The sequence below is a fragment of the Streptomyces sp. AV19 genome, from assembly GCF_015999245.1.
GTDB lineage: Bacteria > Actinomycetota > Actinomycetes > Streptomycetales > Streptomycetaceae > Streptomyces.
In genome coordinates this window covers 511,808-536,870 of the sequence record NZ_JAEAMR010000007.1, presented here as the reverse complement: position 1 = coordinate 536,870, position 25,063 = coordinate 511,808, and the positions used below count along the sequence as shown (strand labels likewise).

Below are 25,063 nucleotides of genomic sequence, written 5' to 3'. Positions count from 1 at the left end.
GATCCGTTTTCCGTTCCGTTTCCGGCCCGGATCCTGAATCCGATCCCCGTTGGAGGGGGTTTGTTTCGCGCCTTCCGGCGTGATCACTACTTTAGCGGATTTCCCCCGCGACTCCCAATCGGAGTCCGGAACCGAATTCCGGCATGCCGAAATCCATCCCGTTCAAGGGCCGTGCAGTAGTGAATCCCGCCGAGCTGGCGTGAAGTGCCGCCCCGGCTTCCTCGCGGAGGCCGTGGCAACTCGAAGAACTCTACACGAGGTTCAGGGGTGCTCACGCCCACCCCCTCGTCCCCGCTCGTACTCCCGCCGCCGCAGCTGCTCCCCCGGCGCCTCCTGGAGCGCGCGCAGGGACCAGGCGAGGAAGACGCCGACGAAGCCGACGGCCATCAGCCCGGCCACCGACCGCTCCGCGTCTTCCTCCCGCGCCGGGCCGGGGCGCCGGACGAAGCCCTCCCAGGTGCGGCGGAAGGCCAGCGCCGTACAGATGGTCACGGCCCCGACGACGAGGATGTTCACCAGGCCGCCGACCTTGGCGATGGCCAGGCCCTCGTAGCCGAGGCGCAGGAGGAGCCCGCCCGCGACGGCGGCCGCCAGGCCGCCCGCGGCGACACAGGCGCGGCGCAGGGCGTAGCCACCGTCGTGCTCGACCCAGGTCGTACCGAAGAAACGGATCGGCTCCGGAGGGATCGGCTCCGGAGCCGGGCGGCGTCGTTCTCCACTCATGTGCCGATTATCGACAGCGATGTCCCCTTATCGAGGTCAACGATGTCCCTTTATGGGGGGTCAGGAGCAGCGTCCCGCCACGAAGCCGCCGCTGCCGGTCTTCACATAGGAGTCGGACACGTACTGCCCCGGGCCGATGTTGTCCCAGATGTCCGTGGTGCCACAGGGACCGGAGACGGTCTCGCCCCGGGTCTGGCAGCGGATCTGGACCCGGGAGCCCTTCGGGAGGACCCGGACCAGTGCGCTGCGGGTGCTGGGACCGCTGCGCACGTTGACCTGATAGCCGGAGGCGATGGCGTACGAGCCGAGGGCGACTGCCGCCTGTGGTGCCGCCACTCCTTCCGCCATGCTCTCCGCCGCGCCGGTCCCGTCGAGGATCTCTTCAGTGGTCATGGAGCGTCTTCCCCCGTTCCAAAACGACCGTCAGCTGCCTGTTGTTGACGGCTGAATGACATGCGCAGGCTAGCAAGGCCCGGCACGCCCTCCCGGGGATCGGGCGCCCCATCGACTAGGCTCCGCACGCCGCCTATGCGGCCGAGAGGACAACGGGGGTGGGGAATGCCGCCGCTGCGCGACACCGGGAGCGGACTGGGCGCGGAGGATCCCGAGTACGCCGGTCGGTACCGCCTGGAAGGACGTCTCGGCTCGGGCGGCATGGGCGTCGTGCACCTGGCGTACTCGCCGTCGGGTCTTCGGCTGGCGGTCAAGGTGGTGCACGCCGAGTACGCGGCGGATCCGGAGTTCAGGGCGCGGTTCCGGCAGGAGGTGGCGGCCGCCCGGCGGGTGAGCGGGGCGTTCACCGCTCCGGTCGTGGACGCGGACCCGGACTGCGAGCGGCCGTGGATGGCCACGCTGTGCATCGCGGGCCCCACCCTCGCCTCGTACATCAAGGAGCATGGCCCGCTCACCCCGGACGAGGTCCGGCGGCTGGCCGCGGGGCTGGCGGAGGCGCTGCGCGACATCCACCGCGCGGGGGTCGTGCACCGGGACCTCAAGCCCAGCAACGTCCTGCTCGCCGACGACGGTCCGAAGGTCATCGACTTCGGCATCTCCCGCCCGTACGACAGCGAGTTGCGGACCGAGACGGGGAAGCTGGTCGGCACCCCGCCGTTCATGGCGCCGGAGCAGTTCCAGCGGCCGCGCGAGGTCGGGCCGGCGGCGGACGTGTTCGCGCTGGCCTCGCTGCTGGTCCACGCGGCGACGGGGCGGGGGCCGTTCGAGTCCGACAGCCCGTACCTGGTCGCGTACCAAGTGGTGCACGACGAGCCGGAGCTGGCGGGGGTGCCCGCCGATCTGGTGCCGCTGCTGCGGGACTGCCTGGCCAAGGAGCCGGCGGACCGGCCGACGCCGGACGCGATCATGTCCCGGCTGCCGGCGCTGGCGGAGCACGAGCGGCCGACGGTGCCGCGGCTGCCGGACGTGTCGTACGCGCCGCAGCCGCGTCCGGTTCTCCGGCAGCGGTCCGCCGACACCCCCGTGACCCACTCCCGGTCCGCCCCCGACGGGCCGGCCGCCCCGCGGGCCCGGTGGCGGCGCACCTCGTGGTTCGCCGTCGGCGCGCTCGTCGTGGCGGCGCTCGGCGTGGGCGCCGGCTGGGCGGTGAAGCGGGCCGACTCCCGCGGCGAGCCGCTGCAGACGCGGGCCTCCTCGTCCGCGGGGGCGTCGTGGCGGCCCTGGCAGGCCTCCCTCGGCAAAGGCCGGACGGGCCGTTGCTCCTACGCCGAGGGCGGCCTCTTCTGCTCGGCGCCCGGGCTGCTCGCGGTCCGCATCGACGCCCTCGACGGCCGGGTGCTCTGGCGGCGCGCGGCGGCGCCGGTCCGGAAGGGCGGTGCCGTGCCGCCGGGCGTGCCCGTCGTCAGCGGGGGCCTGGTGCACGCCCTGTCGGCGGACGGCCGTGAACTGCTGGCCCTCGACGCCGCCTCGGGCAGGCCGCGCCGGACCCTGGACGTCTCGCGCTACCCGGGGCGGGTCTTCCCCGCGGACGACGACACGATCCTGCTGGCCGCCGGGGACGGCACCATGACCGCGCTGGACGCGCGGAGCGGCCGGGAGCGGTGGCGGAACCGGATCCCCGGGTTCCGTTCCCCCGTCCTCTCCTCGTACGGCACGGGCCCCGTCTACGCCGTCGAACTGGCGGCGGACGACCGGCACACGCGGGTGGCGGCCGTCGAACCGGGCACCGGGCGCGTGCTCTGGCAGTGGACGGCGGCCGGGAACCTGCGGGCGGTGGGCGCCCGTACGGACGGCGGGCTGCACCTGACCGCGACCGACCGGGACAACCGGGTGACCGCCGTCGTCAGTTACGACCCGGCGGCGCGGCGGGAGCGCCGGGTTCCGCTGGACGTGCCGCTGTACACGACGAGCGCGGTGGCGCGCGGCGACGCGGTCTATCTGCTGGCCGGGGACGGCGGGCTGACGGCCGTGGACACGGAGCGGGGGCGGCGGCTGTGGAAGCTGGAGACCTCGGTGTCCAACGCGTCGGCGCCGGTGGCGGACCGGCGCCGGGTGTACTTCTCGGCGGCGGACGGCCGGTTGATAGCGGTGGACGCGGGGCGCGGGTCGTTGCTCGGGCAGACGCGGCCGCGGCCGGCGGGACCGGACCGGGGGTTCGCGGGGGAGGTGCCGGCGCCGGTGGTGGCGCGGGGGCGGGTCTTCGGGTCGGCGCCGGACGGGACGGTGTTCGGGGTGGCGGTGTGGGACGCGGACCGCTGGCGGTGAGTTTTCTCCCCGCCCCGCCCTTTCACCGTTTCTCCCGGGGCAAGCCCCGGGGCCTGTAACGCGGCTTCGCCGCGTTGACCGGGGGGGGCGCAGGGGGGGCGAAGCCCCCGCACCACCGCGCGGAGCGCGGTGCCGGGCCGAGGGGCGGAGCCCCGCAAGAAACGGTGAAAGGGCGGGGCAGGGAGAAAAACTCACCCCAGCCGCGTCACATCCCGCACCGCCCCCTTGTCCGCGCTCGTCGCCATCGCCGCGTACGCGCGCAGCGCCGCCGAGACCTTGCGGTCCCGGTCCGCGGGGGCGTACACGCCGCCCAGTGCGGCCCGGCGGGATTCCAGCTCCTCCTCCGGCACGAGGAGTTCGATCGAGCGCGCCGGGATGTCGATGCGGATCCGGTCCCCGTCCCGCACCAGCGCGATCGTCCCGCCGGACGCCGCCTCCGGCGACGCGTGGCCGATCGACAGGCCCGAAGTGCCGCCCGAGAAGCGGCCGTCCGTGACCAGGGCGCACGCCTTGCCCAGGCCGCGGCCCTTGAGGAACGAGGTCGGGTAGAGCATCTCCTGCATGCCGGGGCCGCCGCGCGGGCCCTCGTAGCGGATGACGACGACGTCGCCCTCCTTGACCTTCTTCCCGAGGATCTTCTCGACGGCCTCGTCCTGCGACTCGCAGACGACGGCCGGGCCTTCGAAGGTCCAGATCGACTCGTCGACGCCGGCCGTCTTCACGACGCAGCCGTCGACCGCGAGGTTGCCCTTGAGGACGGCCAGCCCGCCGTCCTTCGAGTACGCGTGCTCGACGGAGCGGATGCAGCCCCCGGCCGCGTCGACGTCCAGGCTCTCCCAGCGCTCGGACTGCGAGAAGGCGGTCGCCGAGCGGCGGCAGCCGGGCGCGGCGTGGAACAGCTCGACGGCCTCGGGGGACGGCGAACCGCCGCGCACGTCCCAGGACTTGAGCCACTCGGCGAGCGACGCGGAGTGGACGGTGCGCACGTCCTCGTTGAGCAGGCCGCCCCGGTGGAGCTCGCCGAGGATGGCGGGGATGCCGCCGGCGCGGTGCACGTCCTCCATGTAGTACGTGCCGCCGGGGGCGACGTTGGGGGCGACCTTGGCGAGGCAGGGGACGCGGCGCGAGACGGCGTCGACGTCCTTCAGGTCGTAGTCCAGCTCGGCCTCCTGCGCGGCGGCGAGCAGGTGCAGGATCGTGTTGGTGGAGCCGCCCATGGCGATGTCGAGGGCCATGGCGTTCTCGAAGGCCGCGCGGGTGGCGATGGAGCGCGGCAGGACGGAGTCGTCGTCCTGCTCGTAGTGGCGCTTGGTGATCTCGACGACCGTACGGCCCGCGTTCTCGTAGAGGGCGCGGCGGGCGGTGTGGGTGGCGAGCGTGGAGCCGTTGCCGGGCAGGGCCAGGCCCATGGCCTCGGTCAGGCAGTTCATCGAGTTGGCGGTGAACATGCCGGAGCAGGAGCCGCAGGTGGGGCAGGCGTTCTCCTCGATGCGCAGGACGTCCTCGTCGGAGACGTTCTCGTTCACCGCGTCGACGATCGCGTTGATCAGGTCGAGCTTGCGGACCGTGCCGTCGACGAGGGTGGCCTGGCCGGCCTCCATGGGGCCGCCGGAGACGAAGACGGTGGGGATGTTGAGGCGCATCGCGGCCATCAGCATGCCCGGGGTGATCTTGTCGCAGTTGGAGATGCAGATCAGGGCGTCGGCGCAGTGCGCCTCGACCATGTACTCGACGGAGTCGGCGATCAGGTCGCGGGAGGGCAGCGAGTAGAGCATGCCGCCGTGGCCCATGGCGATGCCGTCGTCGACGGCGATGGTGTTGAACTCGCGGGGGACGGCGCCCGCGGCGCGGATGGCGTCCGAGACGATGCGGCCGACCGGCGCGAGGTGGGTGTGGCCCGGCACGAACTCGGTGAAGGAGTTGGCGACGGCGACGATCGGCTTGCCGATGTCCTCGCTCGCTACACCGGAGGCCCGCATGAGGGCGCGGGCGCCCGCCATGTTGCGGCCGTGGGTGACGGTGCGGGACCTCAGCTGGCGCATGTGCTGCACTCCTCCGGGATGCGGCTGGTCCTTCGAGCCTACGCTCAAGATCCAAGATCCGGACAGGGTTTCCGCGATGCGAGACGAATCCCCGAACGGCTCCCCGAACGGTTCCCCGAACAGCGAGGTCAGCCCGTCAGGTGCGCCTGCACCGCGGCGCCCGCCCGCGCCACCACGTCCTCGAAGCCGACCGACGCCAGCGGCTCCACCTTGATCACGTGGCGGAGCATGGCCACGCCCACCAGCTGCGCCGCGGCCAGCTCGGCGCGCAGCCGGGCGTCGGGGACGCCGAGCAGCCCGGCGATGGGCAGCATCAGCCGCTCGGTGACGAGCTCCCGGAAGACCGCGGCCGCCGTCTCGTTGGCGACGGCCGAGCGGACGATGGCGAGCAGCGGCTCCCGGGTGGCCGGGTCCTCCCAGACGCCGAGGACGAAGCGGGTCAGCCGCTCCCCCACGTCCTCGCGGCCGCCCTCCTGGACGACGTCCGGGGCGGCCAGCGCGGGCGCGAAGCCCAGCTCGACGGAGGCGGCGAAGACCCGTTCCTTGGGGCCGAAGTAGTGGTGGACGAGGGCCGGGTCCACCCCCGCGCCCTTGGCGATGGCGCGGATGGACGCGCCGTCGTAGCCCCGCTCGGCGAACTCGGCCCGGGCGGCGGCGACGATGCGCTCCCGCGCCCCGGGACCGTCGCCGGCCTCGGCGCGGGGCGGGCGGCCGCGCCGGCGCGGCGGCGTGGTCACGAGCGGGCCGCGCCGGTCGGGGAGGCGAGGTGCAGCCGGGTGAAGGCGAGCGCCTCGGCGAGGTCGGCCTCGCGTTCGGCGGCCGACATGGCGCGCCGGGTGTTGACCTCGACGACGACGTGGCCGTCGAAGCCGCTGACGGCGAGCTGTTCCAGCAGCTCGGCGCAGGGCTGTTTGCCCCGGCCGGGGACCAGGTGCTCGTCCTTGTGGGAGCCGTTGCCGTCGGCGAGGTGGACGTGGGCGAGGCGGTCACCCATCCGGGCGATCATGTCGAGCGCCTCCGTCCGGGCGGTGGCGGTGTGCGAGAGGTCCACCGTGAAGTGGCGGTAGTCGTCCTTGGTGACGTCCCAGTCGGGCGCGTAGGCGAGCAGCTCGCGGTCGCGGTAGCGCCAGGGGTACATGTTCTCGACGGCGAAGCGGACGTCCGTCTCGTCGGCCATGCGCCAGATCCCGCGGACGAAGTCGCGGGCGTAGGAGCGCTGCCAGCGGAAGGGCGGGTGGACGACGACGGTGGAGGCGCCGAGCCGCTCGGCCGCCGCGCGCGCCCGCTGGAGCTTGACCCAGGGGTCGGTGGACCAGACCCGCTGGGTGATCAGCAGACAGGGCGCGTGGACCGCCAGGATGGGAATCCGGTGGTAGTCGGAGAGCCGGCGCAGGGCGTCGATGTCCTGACTGACGGGGTCGGTCCACACCATGACCTCGACACCGTCGTAGCCCAGCCGGGCGGCGATCTCGAACGCCGTCGCCGTGGACTCGGGGTAGACCGAGGCGGTGGACAGGGCGACCTTCGCGTCCGGGATCCGCACCACTGGCTCTGTCACGAGGGACAGCGTACGACCGCCCCTCACGCCGCGGGCAGGTGGTCCAGCCGCCGCAGGATGACGCCCTCACGCAGGGCCCAGGGGCAGACCTCGGCCTCGTCCACGCCGAACAGGTCCATCGCGGCCTCGGCGACCAGGGCGCCGGCGAGCAGCTGGGAGGCGCGGCCGGCCGACACGCCGGGCAGCGCGGCGCGCTGCCGCGGGGTCATGGCGGCGAGCCGGGGCACCCACTCCACCAGCGACTTCCGGCGCAGCACGCGCCGGTCGCGCGGGCCCTCGCCGGCGAAGCGGGCGAGCTGTTTGAAGGTCCTGGAGGTGGCGACGGTGCGGTCGGCGGTGCCGACGCGGGCGAAGTCGCCGACCACCCGGGCGATCTCGGCGCGGATGTGGCGGCGCAGGGCGCGGACGTCCTCGGGGCCGGGCATCGGGTCCGGCAGCCGGGCCGCGGTCAGCCGGCCGGCGCCGAGCGGGAGGGAGACGGCGGCGTCGGGCTCCTCGTCCATGCCGTAGGCGATCTCCAGGGAGCCGCCGCCGATGTCGATGACGAGCAGCCGGCCCGCGGACCAGCCGAACCAGCGGCGGGCGGCGAGGAAGGTGAGCCGCGCCTCCGCCTCGCCGCTGAGCACCGGCAGGACGACGCCGGTCTCCGCGCGGATCCGGGCCAGGACGGCGTCCGCGTTGGCCGCCTCGCGGACGGCGGAGGTGGCGAACGGCAGGACCTCCTCGACGCCCTTGTCCTCGGCCGCCTCCAGGGCCTCACCGATCACCCGGACCAGTTGCCCGACGCCCTCGCCGCCGATGCCGCCGGAGCCGTCGAGGAGCTCGGCGAGGCGCAGCTCGGCCTTGTGGGAGTGGGCCGGCAGGGGGCGGGCGCCCGGGTGCGCGTCCACCACCAGCAGATGGACCGTGTTCGAACCCACGTCGAGGACACCGAGTCTCATGCCGTGCACGCTACTGGGGCCCGTGGGGACACATAGGCTTGAGGTGTGGCAAAGACGAAGAAGACGAAGCCCGCCGAGCAGCCGGCCGTTCCCGACGAGGTCGGGCTGGACTTCGCCCGCGCGTGGGTCGAGTTCCCCGACCCGGCCGACGACGAGCAGGTCTTCCGCTGCGACCTGACCTGGCTGACGTCCCGCTGGACCTGTGTCTTCGGCAGCGGCTGCCAGGGCATCAAGGCGGGGCGGGCCGACGACGGCTGCTGCACGCTGGGCGCGCACTTCTCGGACGAGGAGGACGAGGAACGGGTGGCGGGCCACGTGGCCCGGCTGACGCCGGACATCTGGCAGTTCCACGAGGTGGGGACGGATCCCTCCGGGTCCGGCTGGACCCAGCTCGACGAGGACGACGAGCGGCAGACGCGCCGCTGGAAGGGCTCCTGCATCTTCCAGAACCGCCCCGGCTTCGCGGGCGGCGCGGGCTGCGCGCTGCACATCCTGGCGCTGCGGGAGGGCCGCGAGCCGCTGGAGACCAAGCCGGACGTGTGCTGGCAGCTGCCGGTCCGGCGGACGTACGACTGGATCGAGCGGCCCGACGACACCCGGGTGCTCCAGGTCTCGATCGGCGAGTACGACCGGCGGGGCTGGGGCCCGGGCGGCCACGACCTGCACTGGTGGTGCACGTCGGCGCGGTCGGCGCACGGCGCGGGCAAGGCGGTGTACGAGAGCTACCGGGCGGAACTGGTGGAGATGATGGGCCCGGAGGCGTACGCGCGGCTGGTGGAGCTGTGCGAGGAGCGGATGTCCTCGCTGCTGCCGATGGCCCCGCACCCGGCGGATCCGCCGGCGCCGGCGGGCGGGTGAGGAAGCCCCCGGCCCCGCCGTTCCACCGTTTCCTCCGGGGCGAGCCCCGCGCCCGAACGGGGCTCCGCCACGCGATGAGCAGGGGCTCCGCCCCCTGCACCCCCGAAACCGCGCTTCACGCGGTTGTCCTCGAACGCCGGACGGGCCGGACGGCAAAGCCACTTGCTGCGCGCACACGCACGGCCGGGGGCCGCGCCCTCATCAGGAAACGGTGGGTCAGGAAACGGTGAAAGGGCGGGGCTGGGGCAGCCTCACCACCGAACCGCCCGGCATGAGCACCACCCGCCCCCACCCCCACCCCCGCTGCTCCTCCCCGGGCACCGCCGACACCGTCACCGTCGTCGACCGCCCGGTCCGCAGCACCCCGCCCACCCCGCTCAGGCGCAGCCACGACGCGTCCGCCGTCGCCGACCAGCGCACCTCTCCGCCCACTGCCGTGAGCGTGACGAGCGTGACCTCCCCGCGCTGCCGGGCGGTGACCGTCAGGCGGCCGGGGGCGAGGATGTCGCCGGTGTCCTCGAAGGGCGCCGAGGCCCCGTCGGGGACGCCCGCCGGCGCCCCCCGGCACGCGGCCCACAGGGCCAGCACCGGCGCGGCGACGACGGTCGCGACGACGGTGGTCGTGAGGGCCCGGTGCCGCAGCCGGCTCCGCCGGCCCGCGCGGTCCCGGGGCGCCCGGGGCACGCGCGGGAACCCGTCCCGGTCGTAGCGCGGGCCGCTCCCCCCGAGGGCCCGCCGCACGGCCGCGCGCAGTTCCTCGACGGGCGCCCCGACGAGCGGCGGGACCGCGACGGACGTCCCGGGCCAGGAGCCGGCCGTGGCCCGCTCGGCGGTACGGCGGCAGGCGGCGCACTCGTCCACGTGCCGGACGAGCGCCGCGTCCGCGAGGCGCGCGAGCGCCGGGCAGCCGCCCCGCTCCGCGACGGCGCGCGCCACCCGCGCCCGCTCGACCTCGCAGGCGCCGCCGGAGATCAGCGCGCGGGCCGCGCCGGGGTCGAGCCGCAGGACGGCGGCGACCTCGCCGGGCGCGAGCCCGTGCCGCACGGCCAGTTCGAACGCCTCGCGCCGCGCGGGGCGGGCGGCCGGGCCGGGGCACCGGCCCAGCCAGGCCCAGCGGGCCAGGGCGTAGAGCCAGGGCCGCAGGGCCGCGCCCCCGGGCGCGCGGTCGGCGCGCCGTCCGGCCTGGGCGAGGGCCTCGCCGAGGGCCTCGGCGGCGGCCCCGGGGTCGCCGAGGGCGGACAGGCAGTAGGTGAAGAGGCCGTCGAGGTACGGCATCCAGGACTCGCGGATCTCGCCGTCGCGCGGCTCGTGCCTGCTCGTCGTCATCCCGGCGACCGTAGGCCGGGGGCACGACCCATTCGCGCCACTCACCCGCTTTTACCCCGTACGGGGGATGTGCTCCGCACAGCGTCCGCACAGCGTCCGTACGGCATCCCCACCGGCATCCCCACCGGCATCCCCATCGGCGCGCGCCCCCCGCTGTCAGTGGCTACCGCTACGGTGACCCGCATGGCTGCTGCCCGTACCTCCCGCTCGTCCAAGGACCGGCCCTCCTACCGCTGCACGGAGTGCGGCTGGACCACCACCAAGTGGCTCGGCCGCTGCCCCGAGTGCCAGGCGTGGGGCACGGTCGAGGAGTACGGCACGCCCGCCGTGCGCACCACGGCGGCCGGCCGGGTGACGTCCGCCGCCGTGCCCATCGGGCAGGTGGACGGCCGGCAGGCCACGGCCCGCGGCACGGGCGTCCCGGAGCTGGACCGGGTGCTGGGCGGCGGCCTGGTGCCCGGCGCGGTGGTGCTGCTGGCAGGCGAGCCGGGCGTCGGCAAGTCCACGCTCCTGCTGGACGTCGCGGCGAAGGCCGCCTCCGCCGAGCACCGCACGCTGTACGTGACGGGCGAGGAGTCCGCGAGCCAGGTCCGGCTGCGGGCCGACCGCATCGGCGCGCTCTCGGAGCACCTCTACCTGGCGGCGGAGACGGACCTGTCGGCGGTTCTCGGCCACCTCGACGCGGTCAAGCCGTCCCTGCTGATCATGGACTCGGTGCAGACGGTCGCCTCCCCGGAGATCGACGGCGCCCCGGGCGGCATGGCCCAGGTGCGCGAGGTGGCGGGCGCGCTGATCCGCGCCTCCAAGGAGCGCGGGATGTCAACCCTGCTCGTCGGCCACGTCACCAAGGACGGCGCGATCGCCGGCCCCCGCCTGCTGGAGCACCTGGTGGACGTCGTCCTGCACTTCGAGGGCGACCGGCACGCCCGGCTCCGCCTGGTCCGCGGCGTGAAGAACCGCTACGGAGCGACGGACGAGGTCGGCTGCTTCGAGCTGCACGACGAGGGCATCACCGGCCTGGCCGACCCGAGCGGCCTCTTCCTGACCCGCCGGGCCGAGCCCGTCCCGGGCACCTGTCTGACGGTGACCCTGGAGGGCCGCCGCCCGCTGGTCGCGGAGGTCCAGGCGCTGACGGTGGATTCCCAGATCCCCTCGCCCCGGCGCACCACCTCGGGCCTGGAGACCTCCCGGGTCTCGATGATGCTGGCGGTGCTGGAGCAGCGCGGCCGCATCAGCGCCCTGGGCAAGCGCGACATCTACAGCGCCACGGTCGGCGGGGTGAAGCTCTCCGAGCCCGCCGCCGACCTGGCCGTCGCCCTGGCCCTGGCCAGCGCCGCGAGCGACACCCCGCTGCCGAAGAACCTGGTGGCCATCGGCGAGGTGGGTCTGGCGGGCGAGGTCCGGCGGGTCACCGGCGTCCAGCGCCGGCTGGCCGAGGCGCACCGGCTGGGCTTCACCCACGCCCTGGTGCCGGGCGACCCGGGCAAGGTGCCCCCGGGAATGCGGGTGCTGGAGGTCGCCGACATGGCGGATGCGCTGCGCGTACTGCCCCGGAGCAGACGGGGTCAGGGGGGCGGGAGCGGCCGCGCCGAGGAGCGGGACGGGGCCCGGCCGGAGGACGCCCCCCTTCAAGCGGCTCGGCGCCAGTAGACTTTCCCTGGTCCCGCCTCCCGGCACGCGCCGGGGGTGCCCCCAGCACGCGACCGGGTGCGCGAGCGCGCGGGGTGGGCGGTTCGCGGCCACCGTTGACCATGCGACCGGAGGAGTGCAGTGGCAGCCAACGACCGGGCATCGGGCCCCGGCAGGGCCGGGGGCGGCTCCGGTGGCTCCCATGCCGACGCCCTGATGCGCGCTTCGCTGAGCGCCGTCGCGCCCGGCACGGCCCTGCGCGACGGCCTTGAGCGCGTGCTTCGCGGCAACACCGGCGGGCTCATCGTCCTCGGCATGGACAAGACCGTCGACTCGATGTGCACCGGCGGTTTCGTCCTCGACGTCGAGTTCTCCGCGACCAGGCTCCGCGAGCTGTGCAAGCTCGACGGCGCGCTGATCCTCGACAAGGACATCACCAAGATCGTCCGGGCGGGCGTCCAGCTGGTGCCCGACGCGTCGATCCCCACCGAGGAGACCGGCACGCGGCACCGCACCGCGCAGCGGGTCTCGATCCAGTGCGGCTTCCCCGTCGTCTCCGTGAGCCAGTCGATGCGGCTGATCGCGCTGTACGTGGGCGGGGAGCGGCGGGTGCTGGAGGAGTCCGGCGCGATCCTCTCCCGCGCCAACCAGGCGCTGGCCACCCTGGAGCGCTACAAGCTGCGGCTGGACGAGGTCGCGGGCACGCTCTCCGCCCTGGAGATCGAGGACCTGGTCACCGTCCGGGACGTGACGGCGGTCTCGCAGCGCCTGGAGATGGTCCGCCGCATCGCCACGGAGATCGCGGAGTACGTCGTCGAGCTGGGCACCGACGGCCGTCTCCTCTCGCTCCAGCTGGACGAGTTGATCGCCGGCGTGGAGCCGGAGCGCGAGCTGGTCGTGCGGGACTACGTGCCCGAGCCGACCGCCAAGCGCACCCGCACGGTCGCCGAGGCGCTCTCCGAGCTGGATTCGCTCACCCACAGCGAGCTGCTCGAACTGCCCATCGTGGCCCGGGCACTGGGCTACAGCGGCTCCCCGGAGACGCTGGACTCGGCGGTCTCCCCGCGCGGTTACCGGCTGCTGGCCAAGGTGCCGAGGCTGCCCGGCGCGATCATCGAGCGGCTGGTGGACCACTTCGGCGGCCTCCAGAAGCTGCTGGCGGCGAGCGTGGACGACCTCCAGACCGTGGACGGCGTCGGCGAGGCCCGCGCCCGCTCGGTCCGCGAGGGCCTCTCGCGCCTGGCGGAGTCCTCCATCCTCGAGCGGTACGTGTAGTCACACGGCGTAGAAAACATACGGAGAGGGGCCCCACGCGGTGGGGCCCCTCTCCGTATCCCGTCCTCTGCCTCTGTCCAGGACGTCCTCAGCCCTTGTCCAGGACGAACTCCGTCCGCCCGGCGACTCCCGCGACCTTCACCTCGACCCGGTACGCGCCGGCCTGCGCCGGGGCACCCGTGTTCGCGGTGGCGCACTGCGGGGCGCTGCGGGCGCGGTCCCACTCCAGGGTGCGCTTGGTCTCGCCGGAGCCCGGCACCTCGACGAGGACGTCGCCGCGGCCGCGCGGGCAGTCGTCGGACGCCCACACGTGCTGCCCGCCCGAGGGGTCCGTGATCTTCAGGACGGCGGCCGGCGAACCGAGGTTGACCTTGCAGGCGCTGCCGCCGGAGTTCTTGACGACGATCTCGAACTTGGGCCGCTCGCCCGGCTTGTAGGCGGACTTGACGCTGCGCACGGCCACGTGGACCGCGCCTGACGCGCAGTCAGGAACCTTGGTGTCATGGGCCAGGACCGTTCCCGTCCCCGCGCCCAGCGCGCCCGCGGCCGGGCCGGACCCGGAGCCGCCTCCCGCGCTCCCCGAACCACCGCCGGTACCCCCGCCCACGCTCCCGAGGCCACCGACGCTCCCCTGCCCCGGACCGCCGGAGTCCCCGCCGGAGCCACCGCCGGTCCCCGACTCGTCGCGGCCGCCCGGCCGTTGGGTGTAGTGCGGCCCGGACGGCGTCGGACCGGGCGTGATGGTGGCACCTCCCGAGTCCCCGCTCCGGGGGCCGCCGTTCTTGGCGTCGGACGAGGTGTCCTCACCGCCGAGGCTGAGCAGCCACACCGCCAGCACGGCGGCGAGGCCGAGCACGGCAAGCGCAACTCCCCTCCGTCGCCAGTAGATGGACGAGGGAAGCGGCCCGATCGGATTGCGCAGTGATCCCACGCGAAAACTCTACGAGAGATCCCGCCGGGCTCCACCCCGTACCCGCCGTATGAGTGCCTACTTTTCTCATCATCTGCCCGGCGGCGAGGGCCTCCATGCCGTTTGGCCCCGCAAATTTCACGGCCCCTCAGATGCCTCGCACCACTCGCTCTTGTGCCCGAACCCCCGCCCGTTGTCGACGAGTCGGAGCCAACGCGGCCTCAGTTCCCACAGGTCGGCGCGCTCCATCGCCTGCCGCAGCCGCTCGGAGCGCTCGACGTACGGGAAGCGGGACCGGTACGCGTCCCAGGCCGCCGCGCGCTCCGCCCCGTCGAGCCGACGGCAGGCGCCCCGGCCCTGGAGACCGGTGAGCGCGGTCCATTCCTGGCCGTCGCGCTGGGCGGTGAAGGCGACGGGCACGTCACCGGCGAGCAGGGCACGCCCGTGCCGGGTGGCCGGGGAGGTGACAAACACCAGGGAAAGTCCGCCGGTTGTCCCTTCTCCGCCCCCGCCGCCGCCCGCACCGCCGCCCGCACCGCCGCCCGCGACCGCGTAGAACACCGCGCAGGCCTGCGGCCCGTCGGCGTCGACGTAGGCGAGCGTGACCGTGCTGTGCGCGTCGAGCGCCGCGCGAATCTCTTCCGACGGCCCGCTGTCCGCCGCGTTCCGCATCCCGTGCATACCCCCATTCCACCTCCGCCGCCGGGGCCGGGCCGCGGCGGGGGGGTCTGCCCCCGCCCCGCCCTTTCACCGTTTCCTCCGGGGCAAGCCCCGGCCCCGTAACGCGGCTGCGCCGCGCTGACCGGGGGCTCCGCCCCCTGGACCCCTGAAACCGCGCTTCGCGCGGCGCGGAAGCGCGGTGCCGGGCCGAGGGGCGGAGCCCCGGAAGAAACGGTGAAAGTGGGGGTGCCCCCTCCGGGGGAGGGTCCGGGGCAAAATCCCCACCCCCCTCAAGACCGGTGGCAGACGAACCGCCGCCCCCCACTCCCCCCCGTCTCCACGATCGCGCTCGCGCACCCCTCCGGGCACACCGGCGCAGCCGCCGCCGTATTGCGGTACCGCTCCGGCGGGTGCTTGCACGACGAGCAGTACCAGCCCGGCGCCAGGCCGGGGACCGGAGTCATGTCCCACCACAGCGGATGCGCACAGGCCCGGCAGCGGACCAGCGGCGGGGTTTCACGGCGGCCTTCCACGCCCCCATCGTCGCGACGGAGGAGGCGCGGAGGGACGGCGTCCGCCTCCGCTTCACCCGTACGGGAGGCGTCCAGGAACGCCCGCAAGACCCCTTCACGCCCCTTCACGCCCCCTCGCGCCCCCCTCGCGCCCCCGTAGGATCGGCCGTGCCATGACTACGACGCCCACCCCGTCCCCGACGTCCCGCGCCCTCCACGCGCCCGTCATCGCCTGGTTCGACGCGAACGCCCGCGATCTGCCCTGGCGGCACCCGGAAGCGGGGCCCTGGGGCGTGATGGTCAGCGAGTTCATGCTCCAGCAGACGCCGGTCAGCCGGGTCCTGCCGATGTACGAGCAGTGGCTGGCCCGCTGGCCGCGCCCGGCCGGCCTGGCCGCCGAGCCGCCGGGCGAGGCCGTCCGCGCCTGGGGCCGGCTCGGCTACCCGCGCCGCGCCCTGCGGCTGCACGCCGCCGCGACCGCGATCACCGAGCGGCACGGCGGCGAGGTCCCCACCGACCACGCCGAGCTGCTCGCCCTGCCGGGCGTCGGCGAGTACACGGCCGCGGCCGTCGCGTCGTTCGCGTACGGACAGCGGCACGCCGTCCTGGACACCAACGTCCGCCGCGTCCTCGCCCGGGCCGTCACCGGCGTCCAGTACCCGCCGAACGCCACCACCGCCGCCGAGCGCCGGCTCGCCCGCGAGCTGCTGCCCGGCGAGGAGGCGGTGGCCGCCCGCTGGGCGGCGGCGACCATGGAACTGGGCGCGCTGGTCTGCACGGCCCGCGCCCCCGAGTGCGGGCGCTGCCCGATCGCCGCGCGGTGCGCCTGGCGGGCGGCCGGCTCCCCGGCCCATGACGGCCCGCCGCGCCGCGGCCAGACGTACGCGGGCACGGACCGGCAGGTCCGCGGCAAGCTGCTGGCGGTGCTGCGCGAGGCGCACGGCCCCGTGCCGCAGGCGGCGCTGGACGCCGTGTGGGACGAGCCGGTGCAGCGCGCACGGGCGCTGGACGGCCTGGTGGCGGACGGCCTCGTCGAGCCCCTGGAGAACGGCGCGTACCGCCTCCCGCTGACCTAGCAGGCACCCGCCGAACCGGACAGAGCCGCTCTTTCTCCCCTGCTGTTACACAACCTATGGACAGCTGTGCTCCAGCCGCAGGGCTGCTGCACATCACGCCGCAACAGCTCCTCCGTAGCGTCCTCTCCGTGCTGGACGACCGAGTCCGGCACCGGACCGGCAGGCACGGACCGGCAGGCACGGGGACGCAAGCGGAATGGAGGCTGCGAGTATGGCCAGCAGCGGCAAGGTTCTGGACGGCAATGTTCTGGACTTCGAAGAGTACGTTCGCAACCGCCAGGACGCCCTCCTGCGCAGCGCCCGCCGTCTCGTCCCGGACCCCATCGACGCCCAGGACCTGCTCCAGACCGCCCTGGTCCGCACCTACGGCCGGTGGGACGGCATAGCCGACAAGTCGCTTGCCGACGCCTACCTCCGCCGTGTCATGATCAACACTCGTACGGAGTGGTGGCGCGCCCGCAAGCTCGACGAGGTGCCCACCGAGCAGCTCCCCGACGCCAGCGTCGAGGACGGCACGGAGCAGCACGCCGACCGCGCTCTGCTGATGGACATCCTCGGAGTCCTGGCACCCAAGCAGCGCAGCGTCGTGGTGCTGCGACACTGGGAGCAGATGAGCACCGAGGAGACGGCGGAGGCGCTCGGCATGTCGACCGGCACGGTCAAGAGCACCCTGCACCGGGCGCTGGCCAGGCTGCGCCAGGAGCTGGAGAGCCGCGACCTGGACTTCCACGCGCTCGAGCGCAACGAGCGGGGGCAGGAACGGTGCGCGGCCTGACCAAGGCGATCGCCGCACGACGGGCCGCGCGGACGGAGCGTTCCACGGGCCCGGTACGACCGGCATTGATCACGGGTGGTGTGGTCGCGGCGACCGCCGCGACCGCCGGCCTGCTGCTCGCCGGGTGCAGTGCCAGCAGCGAAGGGGTCCGCAAGGAGGGCCCCGCCCAGACCCGGTCCAGCTCCAAGGCCGTCGGCAAGCAGCCGTCGGCCTCGCCGTCCGTCACCCGCGCGAAGGTCGACGCCGCCGCGCTGATCAAGGCGGATCCGAAGATCAGCGACGCGGTGAAGAAGAACTTCAAGCCCTGTGTGAAGGACCAGTACCCGGTCGACGTCATCTACGGCCAGCTGACCGACGGCTCCCGGGACGACGTCGTGGTGAACATCCTGACGTGCGGGGACGCCATCGGCATCGGTTCGTATGTGTACCGTGCAAAGGGCGGCTCGTACGAGAATGTGTTCTCGTCCGAGACGTCGCCCGTCTACGCCGACATCGACCGCGGTGACCTCCAGGTCACGACGCAGATCTACGGTTCCGGCGACGCCGTGGCCGACCCGTCCGGCGAGGACGTGGTGACGTACCACTGGACGGACGGCAAGTTCCGGGAGACCGGACGCACCCACACCGACTTCAGCAAGGTCGGGGGCACGACCACCAAGAGCGAGGGCTCGGGACAGGAGGGCTGAGAGCAGCGTGGCCGATACGCATGTGCTCTTCGTCGAGGACGACGATGTGATCCGCGAGGCGACGCAGCTCGCCCTCGAACGGGACGGCTTCGTCGTCACCGCGGTTCCGGACGGGCTGCTGGGGCTGGAGCGGTTCCGGGCCCAGCGGCCCGACATCGCCCTGCTGGACGTGATGGTCCCCGGCCTGGACGGCGTCAGCCTGTGCCGCCGCATCCGCGACGAGTCCACCGTCCCCGTGATCATGCTGTCCGCGCGCGCGGACAGCATCGACGTGGTGCTCGGCCTGGAGGCCGGCGCCGACGACTACGTCACCAAGCCCTTCGACGGCGCCGTGCTCGTCGCCCGCATCCGGGCCGTGCTGCGCCGCTTCGGCCACGCCGGCGGCGCGGCGGCCGGCGGGGACGCCCCCGAGGCGCTGGGGGCCGGCGGCCTGCTGCGCTTCGGCGACCTGGAGGTCGACACGGAGGGCATGGAGGTCCGCAAGAACGGCGAGCACGTGGCGCTGACCCCCACCGAGATGCGGCTGCTGCTGGAGTTCTCGGCGGCCCCCGGCACGGTGCTGTCCAGGGACCGGCTGCTGGAGCGCGTCTGGGACTACGGCTGGGGCGGCGACACCCGCGTCGTCGACGTCCACGTCCAGCGGCTGCGCGGCAAGATCGGCCAGGACCGGATCGAGACGGTCCGCGGCTTCGGCTACAAACTCAGAGGCTGAGCCTCCTATGACGTCCCCCCACGCCCTCCTCCCATGGTGAAGATCGCCCTCCGCAGCGGACTGCGCTGGAAGGTCAGCCTCGCCATCGCCGGCGTCGGCGCGCTGGTCGCGATCGCGCTCAGCCTCGTCGTGCACAACGCCGCCCGCGCCTCGATGATCAACAGCAGCCGGGACACGATGGACCAGCGCGTCCAGCTCGCCCAGCGCTACTACGAGTCCAACGGCCGCACCGTGCTGCACGCCAAGGTGGACGACCCCGCGCTGCCCAAGCAGCTGCGGGAGGCCGCCGCCATCGGGCAGCGCGCCACCTTCGTCCAGGACAGCGGCCGCACCCCCCAGGTGTGGGCCTCGGTCCCGCTGCGCAACGGCAAGATCCTCTCGATACACCAGCCGTTCCAGGACCGGCTGAAGATCCTCGACGACCTGGACAAGGCCCTGATCATCGGCTCGATCTCGGTGGTCCTGGGCGGCTGCGCGCTGGGCGTCCTCATCGGCGGCCAGCTCTCCCGGCGGCTGCGCAAGGCGTCCGCCGCCGCCCGCAGGGTCGCCGACGGCGACCGGGAGGTGCGCGTCCGCGAGGCCATCGGCGGCCGGGTGCGCGACGAGACCGACGATCTGGCGCGGGCCGTCGACGGCATGGCCCAGGCCCTCCAGGACCGGCTGGAGGCCGAGCGGCGGGTCACCGCGGACATCGCCCACGAGCTGCGCACCCCGGTCACCGGGCTGCTCACCGCCGCCGAGCTGCTTCCCCCGGGCCGGCCCACCGAGCTCGTCCGCGACCGGGCCCAGGCCATGCGGACCCTCGTGGAGGACGTGCTGGAGGTGGCCCGGCTGGACGGCTTCGCCGAGCGGGCCGAGATGCAGGAGATCGAACTGGGCGACTTCGTCCGCCGCCGGGTGCGGGCGTTCTCGCCGGACGCGCGGGTCACGGTGGCCCGCACCGCGTACGTCTCCACGGACCCGCGCCGGCTGGAGCGCATCCTCGGCAACCTGCTGGCCAACGCGGCCAAGCACGGCCGGGGGCCCATCGACGTCACCGTCGAGGGACGGGTGCTGCGCGTCCGCGACCACGGGCCGGGCTTCCCCGAGAACCTGCTGCGCGAGGGCCCGAGCCGGTTCCGCACCGGCAGCGAGGACCGCGCGGGCAAGGGCCACGGCCTGGGCCTGACGATCGCGTCCGGTCAGGCCCGGGTGCTCGGCGCCCGCCTCAGCTTCCGCAACGCGGACCCGGAGGCGGAGGGCGGCGGCGGGGCGATCGCCGTGCTCTGGCTGCCGGAGTCGTCCCCGACGAGCACGGGAACGTTCCCGATCATCCAGGTACCGGACTGACGGCCGTCACGGTCACTTCGGCTCGACGCACTCGCCCCACTCCTTGCCGAAATCCATCCGCTCGCGGTGCTCGGTGAGCGAGAACCAGTTGCCCGAGTCGTCCCGGAAGATCGCCTCGGTGCCGTACGGCCGCTCCTGCGGCTCCTGGAGGAACTCCACGCCCTGGGCCTTGAACGTCTCGTAGTCCCTGCGGACGTCGTCGGTGGCCAGCACGCCGGCGCCCAGCGCCCCCTTGGCGAGGAGCCTGCGCACGGCCTCGGCGGACTCCGGGTCCATGGCGGGCCCGCCCGGCACCATCAGGGCGAGCTCGACGTCGGGCTGACCCTTGCCACCGACGGTGAGCCAGCGCATGCCCTTGTCACCGCCCAGGGTCATGTCGGTGCGGACCTCGAGGCCGAGCTTCTCGGTGTAGAACTCCTTCGCCCGGTCCTGGTCGAGGACCCAGACGGTGGTGATGGCGATGCCCTTGATCATGTCGTGCCTCCGGGGGGCTCGGTCGGTGTCTCCCCGTCACCGTAGGCACGACCGGCATCACCCGGCTTCTCCAGAATTGCGGTCCTTCATCTCCTTCGTCTCGGGGAAGGCACCGCTGTAGAGCAGGGCGTAGCACCCCGGGATGTGACCGGCCCCGCGCGGAGCGTGCGCGGCGCGGTACTCGCTCGGGGTCACCCCGGTCTGCCGCTTGAAGCGGGCGGAGAACGTGCCGAGGCTGCTGAAGCCGACCGTCACGCAGATCTCGGTCACGGAGAGGTTCGCCGTGCGGAGCAGCTCCTGGGCGCGCTCGATGCGGCGACGGCTCAGGTACTGGCCGGGCGTCCGTCCGTACGCGGCCTTGAAGGCGCGGACGAAGTGGTAGCGCGAGTAACCCGCGGCGGCCGCCACCGCGTCGAGATCGAGCGGGGCGGCCCAGTCGCGGTCCATGGCGTCCTTGGCCAGCCGCAGCCTGCGAATGTGCGCGAGGTCCATGGGACCCAGGATGACCCGGGCTGGATCAGAGCTGTCCGCCGCGGGCGCCGAGGAAGGCGACCGGCTCGACGGAGGTGCCGTAGTCCGGCGTCGTACGGATCTCGAAGTGCAGGTGCGGACCGGACGAGTTGCCGGTGGAGCCCGACAGCCCGATCTGCTGGCCGGTGCTCACGGTCTGGCCGACCTGCACGGCGAGGGACGACAGGTGCGCGTACTGCGAGTACGTGTTGTCGTCGTGCTTGATCACGACGGCGTTGCCGTACGCGGCGCCGTCGCCGCCGCCGTTCGCACCGGCCTTGACGACCGTGCCCTTGTGGACGGCCTTCACGGGGGTGCCGGTGGGCACGACCAGGTCCTGACCGCTGTGCTTGTTGGCCCACATGTTGCCGGAGGCGCCGAAGGACTGGCCGATCACGTAACCGTCCACGGGCTTCACCCACGCGTCGGCGGAGAGAACGGTACGGGCCTGCGACCGGCTGGCCCGCTCCTCATCGGCCTTCTTCTTCTCGGCGGCCTGCTTCTCCTTGTCGGCGGCCTGCTTCTGCGTGTCGGCCTGCGCCTTGAGCGAGGCGCCGGACTCGTTCGACAGCGCGGACATCCCGGCGAACCCGTTCGGCACGGCCCCGTCGGCCAGCGCCACGCCCGCGCCCAGTGCCAGCGACGCACCCAGGCCGACGGCCAGAGCGGTGGCGTTGCGGCGGGTACGGAAAGCGGTGCGCTTCGACATAAAGAAAAACCTCCAGGCAGGGAAAGATCCCGGCTGCGGACCGGGATCGCCCTACCTTGATAGCGGCCATTTCGGACATGTCCAAGCGCCCTTTCTACGACCTCCCCTAGTAATCCCGGGTACGGGAATTCACCGCTTCCCCAGCGATTCCCGTCCCGGAATTCCTGCTAATGCGCTTAGTACGTCCGAAGACCCCTGTGTGGCTTGTCACCGGCGGCGCAACGGCGGCGGGACCTCCGCCCCGCCCGGTTCGGGACCAAAGCCCCGGCCCCGCCGGTACGCTCCCGGTCAGCGCACGCACACCGACTGTGAGGGCTGATGACAGACGAATCGTTCTTCGGGGAAATCGAGCTGGCGGAGGCCGTCGAGGCCATCCGCACCGGCCTGACCAGCGCGGCCGCGACCGGCGAGGGCCAGGATCTGGGCTTCGAGGTCGGCGAGATCACGATGGAGTTCGGCATCGAGATGCGACGCGAGGCGAAGGGCTCGGGCAAGGTCCGCGCCTGGGTCGTGGACGCCGGCACGGAGGGCTCGCGCGGCTCGTCCCGCACGCACAAGGTGACGTTCACGCTGACGCCGAAGGATCTGCGGACGGGCGGGGGCTGGAAGGTCGGCAACCAACGCGCGGGCGGAATCTCCAACTTCGGCCCGGGCACGGAATGACGCCTCCGGAACGGGTCGTCGCCGTCCTCGGCGCCCAGCAGGGCAGCGGAGTGCTGCTGACGCCGGAGCTGATCCTGACGAGCGCGCACATCCTGGACGGAGCCTCGCCGACGGAGGCGATCGCTCCGGGAAACCCGGCTCCCGTCCGCTGCCGGACCGTCTGGGCGGGCACGACAAGCCGCCACGACGCGGCGCTCCTGCTCGCCGAGCACCCCCTGATCCCCGAGGGCACCCCGCTGCGCCTGGGCACGGTGTCCACCCAGGAGCCGGTCCCCGGCTGCCAGGCGCTGGGCTGCCCCGACGTGGAACGCTCGGAGACCGGCGAACTGGACCTGGCGCAGATACCGGGCACTCTGACCCCGGTCGCGGCCCGATTACGCGGCCGCTGCGTGCTCCGCCCCGAGCACCACCCGCCGGCTCCCGTGCATGGGGGTTCGCCCTGGTCGGGCCTGTCCGGCGGTCCCGTCTTCGCCGGCCCGCTGCTGGTGGGCGTGGTGGCAGAGGATCCGCAGGGCTGGCAGCACTCGGCCTTGCACACCGTCCCGCTCCAGGAGCTCCTCCGAGCCCCTGGCTTCACCCGGACCCTGCGCGAGCACTGGCCGGACGCGCCAGTCCCCATACCCGTGGCATCCCCACACGTCGACGACTTCCACTACGAGGAGCGGTACGCGAGGGCGATCAAGGCCCGCTACAGCCAGCTGGAGGTCTTCGGCCTGGACGACCTCGGGGAACACGAGAAGCGCTGGGATCTCGACACGGCGTACCTCAGTCTGGAGGGCGAATCCGCCCGCGAGCGCACGGGCCCGCAGCGAGTGGAGGACCTCCTGTCCACCCGCCTGCGCGCGGTGCTCCGCGGCGAGGCGGGCGCCGGCAAGACCACCCTCGTGTGGTGGCTGGCCTCGCACGCCGCGTGCCAGTCCCTCCCGGCGAAGCTGTCCGCCCTGAACGGCCTGGTCCCCTTCATCGTCCCCATGCGCCGCCTGGCCGCCCAGGGCATCACGAGCCCGAGACCGTCCCAACTGCCGACCCTCGCCGGCCTGCTGGAGGACGACCCACCGGACGGCTGGGCGAGCCGCGCACTGGACGCGGGCCGGGTCCTGCTCCTCGTCGACGGCCTGGACGAACTCCCCCGCGCGGACCGGACAGCAGCCCGGCAATGGCTGGACGAGCTCCTCCGCCGGTATCCGAAGACCCGCTGCCTGGTCACGGTCCGCCCCCGCGCCGTCGAGGACGACTGGCTCGACTGGCAGGGCTTCGAGGAGCTTCGCCTGCTGCCGATGAGCGACGCGGACATCGAGGCGTTCGTGAAAACGTGGCACGACGCGGCGCGGCTGCGGTACGCCGACGTCGGCAACCTGGAGCAGGAACTCACCCAGGAGTTCCGCCGCAACGCGACGCTGCGCGACCTGGCCCGCACTCCGCTGCTCTGCGCGGTGATCTGCGCCCTCCACCGCCGCCGCAGCGGTCTGCTCCCCCACTCCCGCTGGTCCCTCTACAAGGCGGCCCTCGCCATGCTGCTGGGCCAGCGCGACGCGCACCGCCGCATCGGCACCCCCGAGGGCATCCGGATCGAGGCCGAGGACGCCCAGCAACTCCTCCAGCGCATCGCGATCTGGCTCGTCCGCAACGGACAGACGGAATTGACGCGCAAACAGGCAGTCCGCCAGATCGAATTGGCGATGCGTGGCCTGCGCCACGTCCAGCGCTACACCGCCGATGCGCTCATGGACCATTTACTGAACCGCAGCGGCCTGCTCCAGGAACGCGCAATGGATTCCATCCAGTTCATTCATCGCACATTCCAGGACTACCTGGCGGCAAAGGAATTCCAGGACTCCGACTGTCTGGACGAACTGCTCCGCCACGCGGCGGAGGAGCAGTGGCAGGACGTCATCCGCCTGGTGATCGGGCACTGCAGCCGGGGGGAGGTGCGACGCGTCGTCGAAGGACTCGTCGCCGTCGACGACACAGCGGAGGACCGCAGTACGCAATGGGCTCTGCGCACCCTGGCGGCCGAGTGCGCGGCAAGCGCGACGTCATTGGACGACGGGGTGCACGACGGGGCATGGGAACGGCTGAAAGATCTGGGAGTACCCGTGGGAAGACAGGAAGTCGGATTCCTGTCCTCACTGGGCCCGGACGTGTTGCGGATCGTCCCCGGACCGGACGGTCTGGACGATGACGCGGCCACGGGTTACGTGCAGGTACTCGGCGCCCTCGGCGAGGCAGCGATACCGCTTCTGCGACGCTATGGACAGCTCCCCTCGAAGGAAGTCCGCACTAAGGTCGCGACGAGATGGCGCACCATGCCCACCGCCCGGACCGTTCTGTTGGCAGAGTCTGTGTCCCTCGGCCCGGTGTCGCTTTGAGCGGCGGCTGAGGGCGTGGTGCCGGGTGTTCTCATCGTGTCGCTTTCCACTGCGGGCATGTGCGGTTCTCGTGATGAAGGTCACCTCCGTGAGGTAGGAGTGGTAGAAACGTCAGCTGCATGAGCCGATAGCGCTGGTAACTGCTCGCCGGGGCAGTGTCATTACTTTCGCGTCGGCCGTGGCCTGTTCGCGCAGACGCTCGATCTCGAGATGCTGGGCGGTGATCCGGGACAGCGCGAGTTGTTTGAACTCCTTGAGTTCGGCGAGTTCGGCCTCGTGCTGGTTGAGGCGCTTCTTGAGAGCTGCGTTGACCTTCTTGAGTCGTTCGATCTGCGCGGTCTTCGGGTCGGGGATCGTTCCGGCCTGGTGAAGGGTCTTGAGGCGTCGGTCGAATTCCTCGGCCAGTTGCTGGTAGGGCCCGGGCCGTAGGGTGCCGTCGCGGTTCTTCTTCGGGTAGAAGGCCGTGCGGGGCACCTCGGCCATGCGAGCGAGGGTCTTCAGGTCGGTGCTGCCGTCGGGCGGCACGTCTCCGCTGAGTAGGCGTTCCATCGCGGCGTGTATGGCTTGCTCGTTGCGGGCCCGGGTCTTTGCGCTGATGCGTGTCATTG

Annotated in this window: 24 protein-coding genes; 11 read left to right on the top strand and 13 right to left on the bottom strand. The window is 73.1% G+C overall.

Going from position 1 to position 25,063, the window contains the following annotated elements; genetic code table 11:
- Positions 1-261 precede the first annotated feature (261 nt).
- A complete protein-coding gene (locus I5Q34_RS12030; RefSeq protein ID WP_199892189.1) occupies positions 262-723 on the bottom strand; it encodes an EamA/RhaT family transporter in 462 nt (153 codons plus the stop codon).
- 60 nt (positions 724-783) lie between these two features.
- The gene (locus tag I5Q34_RS12025; RefSeq protein ID WP_199892188.1) at positions 784-1,116 is read right to left on the bottom strand and encodes an SH3 domain-containing protein; all 333 of its coding nucleotides are present in this window, start codon (positions 1,114-1,116) and stop codon (positions 784-786) included.
- Positions 1,117-1,281: 165 nt separating this feature from the next.
- On the opposite strand from I5Q34_RS12025, the gene I5Q34_RS12020 reads away from it, so the two are divergent.
- A complete protein-coding gene (locus I5Q34_RS12020; protein WP_199892187.1) occupies positions 1,282-3,441 on the top strand; it encodes a PQQ-binding-like beta-propeller repeat protein in 2,160 nt (719 codons plus the stop codon).
- A 191-nt stretch (positions 3,442-3,632) separates the two neighbouring features.
- On the opposite strand, the gene ilvD is transcribed toward I5Q34_RS12020, so the two are convergent.
- The 4 genes from ilvD to I5Q34_RS12000 form a co-directional block, all read right to left on the bottom strand.
- Positions 3,633-5,483 carry a dihydroxy-acid dehydratase gene (gene ilvD / locus I5Q34_RS12015; RefSeq protein WP_199892186.1) on the bottom strand — a complete coding sequence of 617 codons (1,851 nt, stop codon included), beginning with the start codon at positions 5,481-5,483 and terminating at the stop codon, positions 3,633-3,635.
- 128 nt (positions 5,484-5,611) lie between these two features.
- Positions 5,612-6,220, bottom strand: coding sequence for a TetR/AcrR family transcriptional regulator (locus I5Q34_RS12010; RefSeq protein ID WP_199892185.1), 609 nt, complete (start codon positions 6,218-6,220; stop codon positions 5,612-5,614).
- Positions 6,217-7,041, bottom strand: coding sequence for a sugar phosphate isomerase/epimerase (locus I5Q34_RS12005; protein ID WP_199892184.1), 825 nt, complete (start codon positions 7,039-7,041; stop codon positions 6,217-6,219). Before I5Q34_RS12005 ends, I5Q34_RS12010 begins: the two co-directional genes overlap by 4 nt.
- A gap of 23 nt (positions 7,042-7,064) precedes the next feature.
- Positions 7,065-7,982: a Ppx/GppA phosphatase family protein gene (locus I5Q34_RS12000; RefSeq protein WP_199892183.1), complete on the bottom strand. Its 918-nt coding sequence runs from the start codon at positions 7,980-7,982 to the stop codon at positions 7,065-7,067.
- A gap of 45 nt (positions 7,983-8,027) precedes the next feature.
- On the opposite strand from I5Q34_RS12000, the gene I5Q34_RS11995 reads away from it, so the two are divergent.
- A complete protein-coding gene (locus I5Q34_RS11995) occupies positions 8,028-8,840 on the top strand; it encodes a hypothetical protein (RefSeq protein ID WP_199892182.1) in 813 nt (270 codons plus the stop codon).
- 216 nt (positions 8,841-9,056) lie between these two features.
- On the opposite strand, the gene I5Q34_RS11990 is transcribed toward I5Q34_RS11995, so the two are convergent.
- Positions 9,057-10,166: a BACON domain-containing protein gene (locus I5Q34_RS11990; protein WP_199892181.1), complete on the bottom strand. Its 1,110-nt coding sequence runs from the start codon at positions 10,164-10,166 to the stop codon at positions 9,057-9,059.
- 183 nt (positions 10,167-10,349) lie between these two features.
- On the opposite strand from I5Q34_RS11990, the gene radA reads away from it, so the two are divergent.
- Positions 10,350-11,816 (top strand): DNA repair protein RadA, encoded by a 1,467-nt coding sequence (radA, locus tag I5Q34_RS11985; protein WP_199892180.1) that lies wholly within the window; start codon positions 10,350-10,352, stop codon positions 11,814-11,816.
- Between the two features lie 120 nt (positions 11,817-11,936).
- Positions 11,937-13,070: a DNA integrity scanning diadenylate cyclase DisA gene (gene disA / locus I5Q34_RS11980; RefSeq protein WP_199892179.1), complete on the top strand. Its 1,134-nt coding sequence runs from the start codon at positions 11,937-11,939 to the stop codon at positions 13,068-13,070.
- Positions 13,071-13,158: 88 nt separating this feature from the next.
- Here the strand turns inward: disA and I5Q34_RS11975 are convergent, their stop codons facing one another.
- Both I5Q34_RS11975 and I5Q34_RS11970 read right to left on the bottom strand, forming a co-directional pair.
- A complete protein-coding gene (locus tag I5Q34_RS11975; protein ID WP_199892178.1) occupies positions 13,159-14,001 on the bottom strand; it encodes a hypothetical protein in 843 nt (280 codons plus the stop codon).
- A 117-nt stretch (positions 14,002-14,118) separates the two neighbouring features.
- A complete protein-coding gene (locus I5Q34_RS11970; protein ID WP_234428732.1) occupies positions 14,119-14,661 on the bottom strand; it encodes a pyridoxamine 5'-phosphate oxidase in 543 nt (180 codons plus the stop codon).
- A 664-nt stretch (positions 14,662-15,325) separates the two neighbouring features.
- Between I5Q34_RS11970 and I5Q34_RS11965 the strand changes: the two genes are divergently transcribed.
- The 5 genes from I5Q34_RS11965 to cseC all read left to right on the top strand — a co-directional run bounded on the left by I5Q34_RS11965 (position 15,326) and on the right by cseC (position 19,730).
- On the top strand, positions 15,326-16,228 hold the full coding sequence (locus I5Q34_RS11965; RefSeq protein WP_199892177.1) for an A/G-specific adenine glycosylase: 903 nt from the start codon (positions 15,326-15,328) through the stop codon (positions 16,226-16,228).
- Positions 16,229-16,439: 211 nt separating this feature from the next.
- Complete coding sequence (locus tag I5Q34_RS11960; protein ID WP_199892176.1) at positions 16,440-17,003, top strand: SigE family RNA polymerase sigma factor; 564 nt, start codon at positions 16,440-16,442, stop codon at positions 17,001-17,003.
- On the top strand, positions 16,991-17,689 hold the full coding sequence (locus I5Q34_RS11955; RefSeq protein WP_199892175.1) for a hypothetical protein: 699 nt from the start codon (positions 16,991-16,993) through the stop codon (positions 17,687-17,689). The genes I5Q34_RS11960 and I5Q34_RS11955 overlap by 13 nt, the downstream gene beginning before the upstream one ends.
- Before the next feature lie 7 nt (positions 17,690-17,696).
- On the top strand, positions 17,697-18,401 hold the full coding sequence (cseB, locus tag I5Q34_RS11950) for a two-component system response regulator CseB (RefSeq protein WP_199892174.1): 705 nt from the start codon (positions 17,697-17,699) through the stop codon (positions 18,399-18,401).
- Positions 18,402-18,434: 33 nt separating this feature from the next.
- Positions 18,435-19,730, top strand: a complete 1,296-nt coding sequence (gene cseC / locus I5Q34_RS11945; protein WP_199892173.1) for a two-component system sensor histidine kinase CseC — start codon at positions 18,435-18,437, stop codon at positions 19,728-19,730.
- Positions 19,731-19,742: 12 nt separating this feature from the next.
- Here cseC and I5Q34_RS11940 read toward each other — a convergent pair whose 3' ends face one another.
- The 3 genes from I5Q34_RS11940 to I5Q34_RS11930 are packed head-to-tail and all read right to left on the bottom strand — an operon-like array spanning position 19,743 to position 21,423.
- Positions 19,743-20,204 carry a VOC family protein gene (locus tag I5Q34_RS11940; protein ID WP_199892172.1) on the bottom strand — a complete coding sequence of 154 codons (462 nt, stop codon included), beginning with the start codon at positions 20,202-20,204 and terminating at the stop codon, positions 19,743-19,745.
- A gap of 57 nt (positions 20,205-20,261) precedes the next feature.
- Complete coding sequence (locus I5Q34_RS11935) at positions 20,262-20,696, bottom strand: helix-turn-helix transcriptional regulator (protein ID WP_199892171.1); 435 nt, start codon at positions 20,694-20,696, stop codon at positions 20,262-20,264.
- 25 nt (positions 20,697-20,721) lie between these two features.
- Positions 20,722-21,423 (bottom strand): M23 family metallopeptidase, encoded by a 702-nt coding sequence (locus I5Q34_RS11930; RefSeq protein WP_199892170.1) that lies wholly within the window; start codon positions 21,421-21,423, stop codon positions 20,722-20,724.
- A 318-nt stretch (positions 21,424-21,741) separates the two neighbouring features.
- Here I5Q34_RS11930 and I5Q34_RS11925 point away from each other — a divergent pair, with 318 nt between their 5' ends.
- Positions 21,742-22,086 carry a trypco2 family protein gene (locus I5Q34_RS11925; protein WP_199892169.1) on the top strand — a complete coding sequence of 115 codons (345 nt, stop codon included), beginning with the start codon at positions 21,742-21,744 and terminating at the stop codon, positions 22,084-22,086.
- A complete protein-coding gene (locus tag I5Q34_RS11920) occupies positions 22,083-24,455 on the top strand; it encodes a serine protease (protein WP_199892168.1) in 2,373 nt (790 codons plus the stop codon). The genes I5Q34_RS11925 and I5Q34_RS11920 overlap by 4 nt, the downstream gene beginning before the upstream one ends.
- 111 nt (positions 24,456-24,566) lie before the next feature.
- Here I5Q34_RS11920 and I5Q34_RS11915 read toward each other — a convergent pair whose 3' ends face one another.
- The gene (locus I5Q34_RS11915) at positions 24,567-25,061 is read right to left on the bottom strand and encodes a hypothetical protein (protein WP_199892167.1); all 495 of its coding nucleotides are present in this window, start codon (positions 25,059-25,061) and stop codon (positions 24,567-24,569) included.
- Positions 25,062-25,063: the final 2 nt, after the last annotated feature.

What these genes read in the sequence shown, in the direction of transcription:
- I5Q34_RS11960 (WP_199892176.1), top strand. Translation starts at nt 16,440, where the DNA reads ATGGCCAGCAGCGGCAAGGTTCTGGACGGCAATGTTCTGGACTTCGAA.
- I5Q34_RS12030 (WP_199892189.1), bottom strand. Translation starts at nt 723, where the DNA reads ATGAGTGGAGAACGACGCCGCCCGGCTCCGGAGCCGATCCCTCCGGAG.
- I5Q34_RS12000 (WP_199892183.1), bottom strand. Translation starts at nt 7,982, where the DNA reads ATGAGACTCGGTGTCCTCGACGTGGGTTCGAACACGGTCCATCTGCTG.
- ilvD (WP_199892186.1), bottom strand. Translation starts at nt 5,483, where the DNA reads ATGCGCCAGCTGAGGTCCCGCACCGTCACCCACGGCCGCAACATGGCG.
- I5Q34_RS11940 (WP_199892172.1), bottom strand. Translation starts at nt 20,204, where the DNA reads ATGATCAAGGGCATCGCCATCACCACCGTCTGGGTCCTCGACCAGGAC.
- I5Q34_RS11925 (WP_199892169.1), top strand. Translation starts at nt 21,742, where the DNA reads ATGACAGACGAATCGTTCTTCGGGGAAATCGAGCTGGCGGAGGCCGTC.
- I5Q34_RS11935 (WP_199892171.1), bottom strand. Translation starts at nt 20,696, where the DNA reads ATGGACCTCGCGCACATTCGCAGGCTGCGGCTGGCCAAGGACGCCATG.
- I5Q34_RS11930 (WP_199892170.1), bottom strand. Translation starts at nt 21,423, where the DNA reads ATGTCGAAGCGCACCGCTTTCCGTACCCGCCGCAACGCCACCGCTCTG.
- I5Q34_RS11970 (WP_234428732.1), bottom strand. Translation starts at nt 14,661, where the DNA reads ATGCACGGGATGCGGAACGCGGCGGACAGCGGGCCGTCGGAAGAGATT.
- I5Q34_RS11990 (WP_199892181.1), bottom strand. Translation starts at nt 10,166, where the DNA reads ATGACGACGAGCAGGCACGAGCCGCGCGACGGCGAGATCCGCGAGTCC.
- I5Q34_RS11920 (WP_199892168.1), top strand. Translation starts at nt 22,083, where the DNA reads ATGACGCCTCCGGAACGGGTCGTCGCCGTCCTCGGCGCCCAGCAGGGC.
- I5Q34_RS12020 (WP_199892187.1), top strand. Translation starts at nt 1,282, where the DNA reads ATGCCGCCGCTGCGCGACACCGGGAGCGGACTGGGCGCGGAGGATCCC.
- radA (WP_199892180.1), top strand. Translation starts at nt 10,350, where the DNA reads ATGGCTGCTGCCCGTACCTCCCGCTCGTCCAAGGACCGGCCCTCCTAC.
- cseC (WP_199892173.1), top strand. Translation starts at nt 18,435, where the DNA reads ATGGTGAAGATCGCCCTCCGCAGCGGACTGCGCTGGAAGGTCAGCCTC.
- I5Q34_RS11915 (WP_199892167.1), bottom strand. Translation starts at nt 25,061, where the DNA reads ATGACACGCATCAGCGCAAAGACCCGGGCCCGCAACGAGCAAGCCATA.
- I5Q34_RS11965 (WP_199892177.1), top strand. Translation starts at nt 15,326, where the DNA reads ATGACTACGACGCCCACCCCGTCCCCGACGTCCCGCGCCCTCCACGCG.
- I5Q34_RS12025 (WP_199892188.1), bottom strand. Translation starts at nt 1,116, where the DNA reads ATGACCACTGAAGAGATCCTCGACGGGACCGGCGCGGCGGAGAGCATG.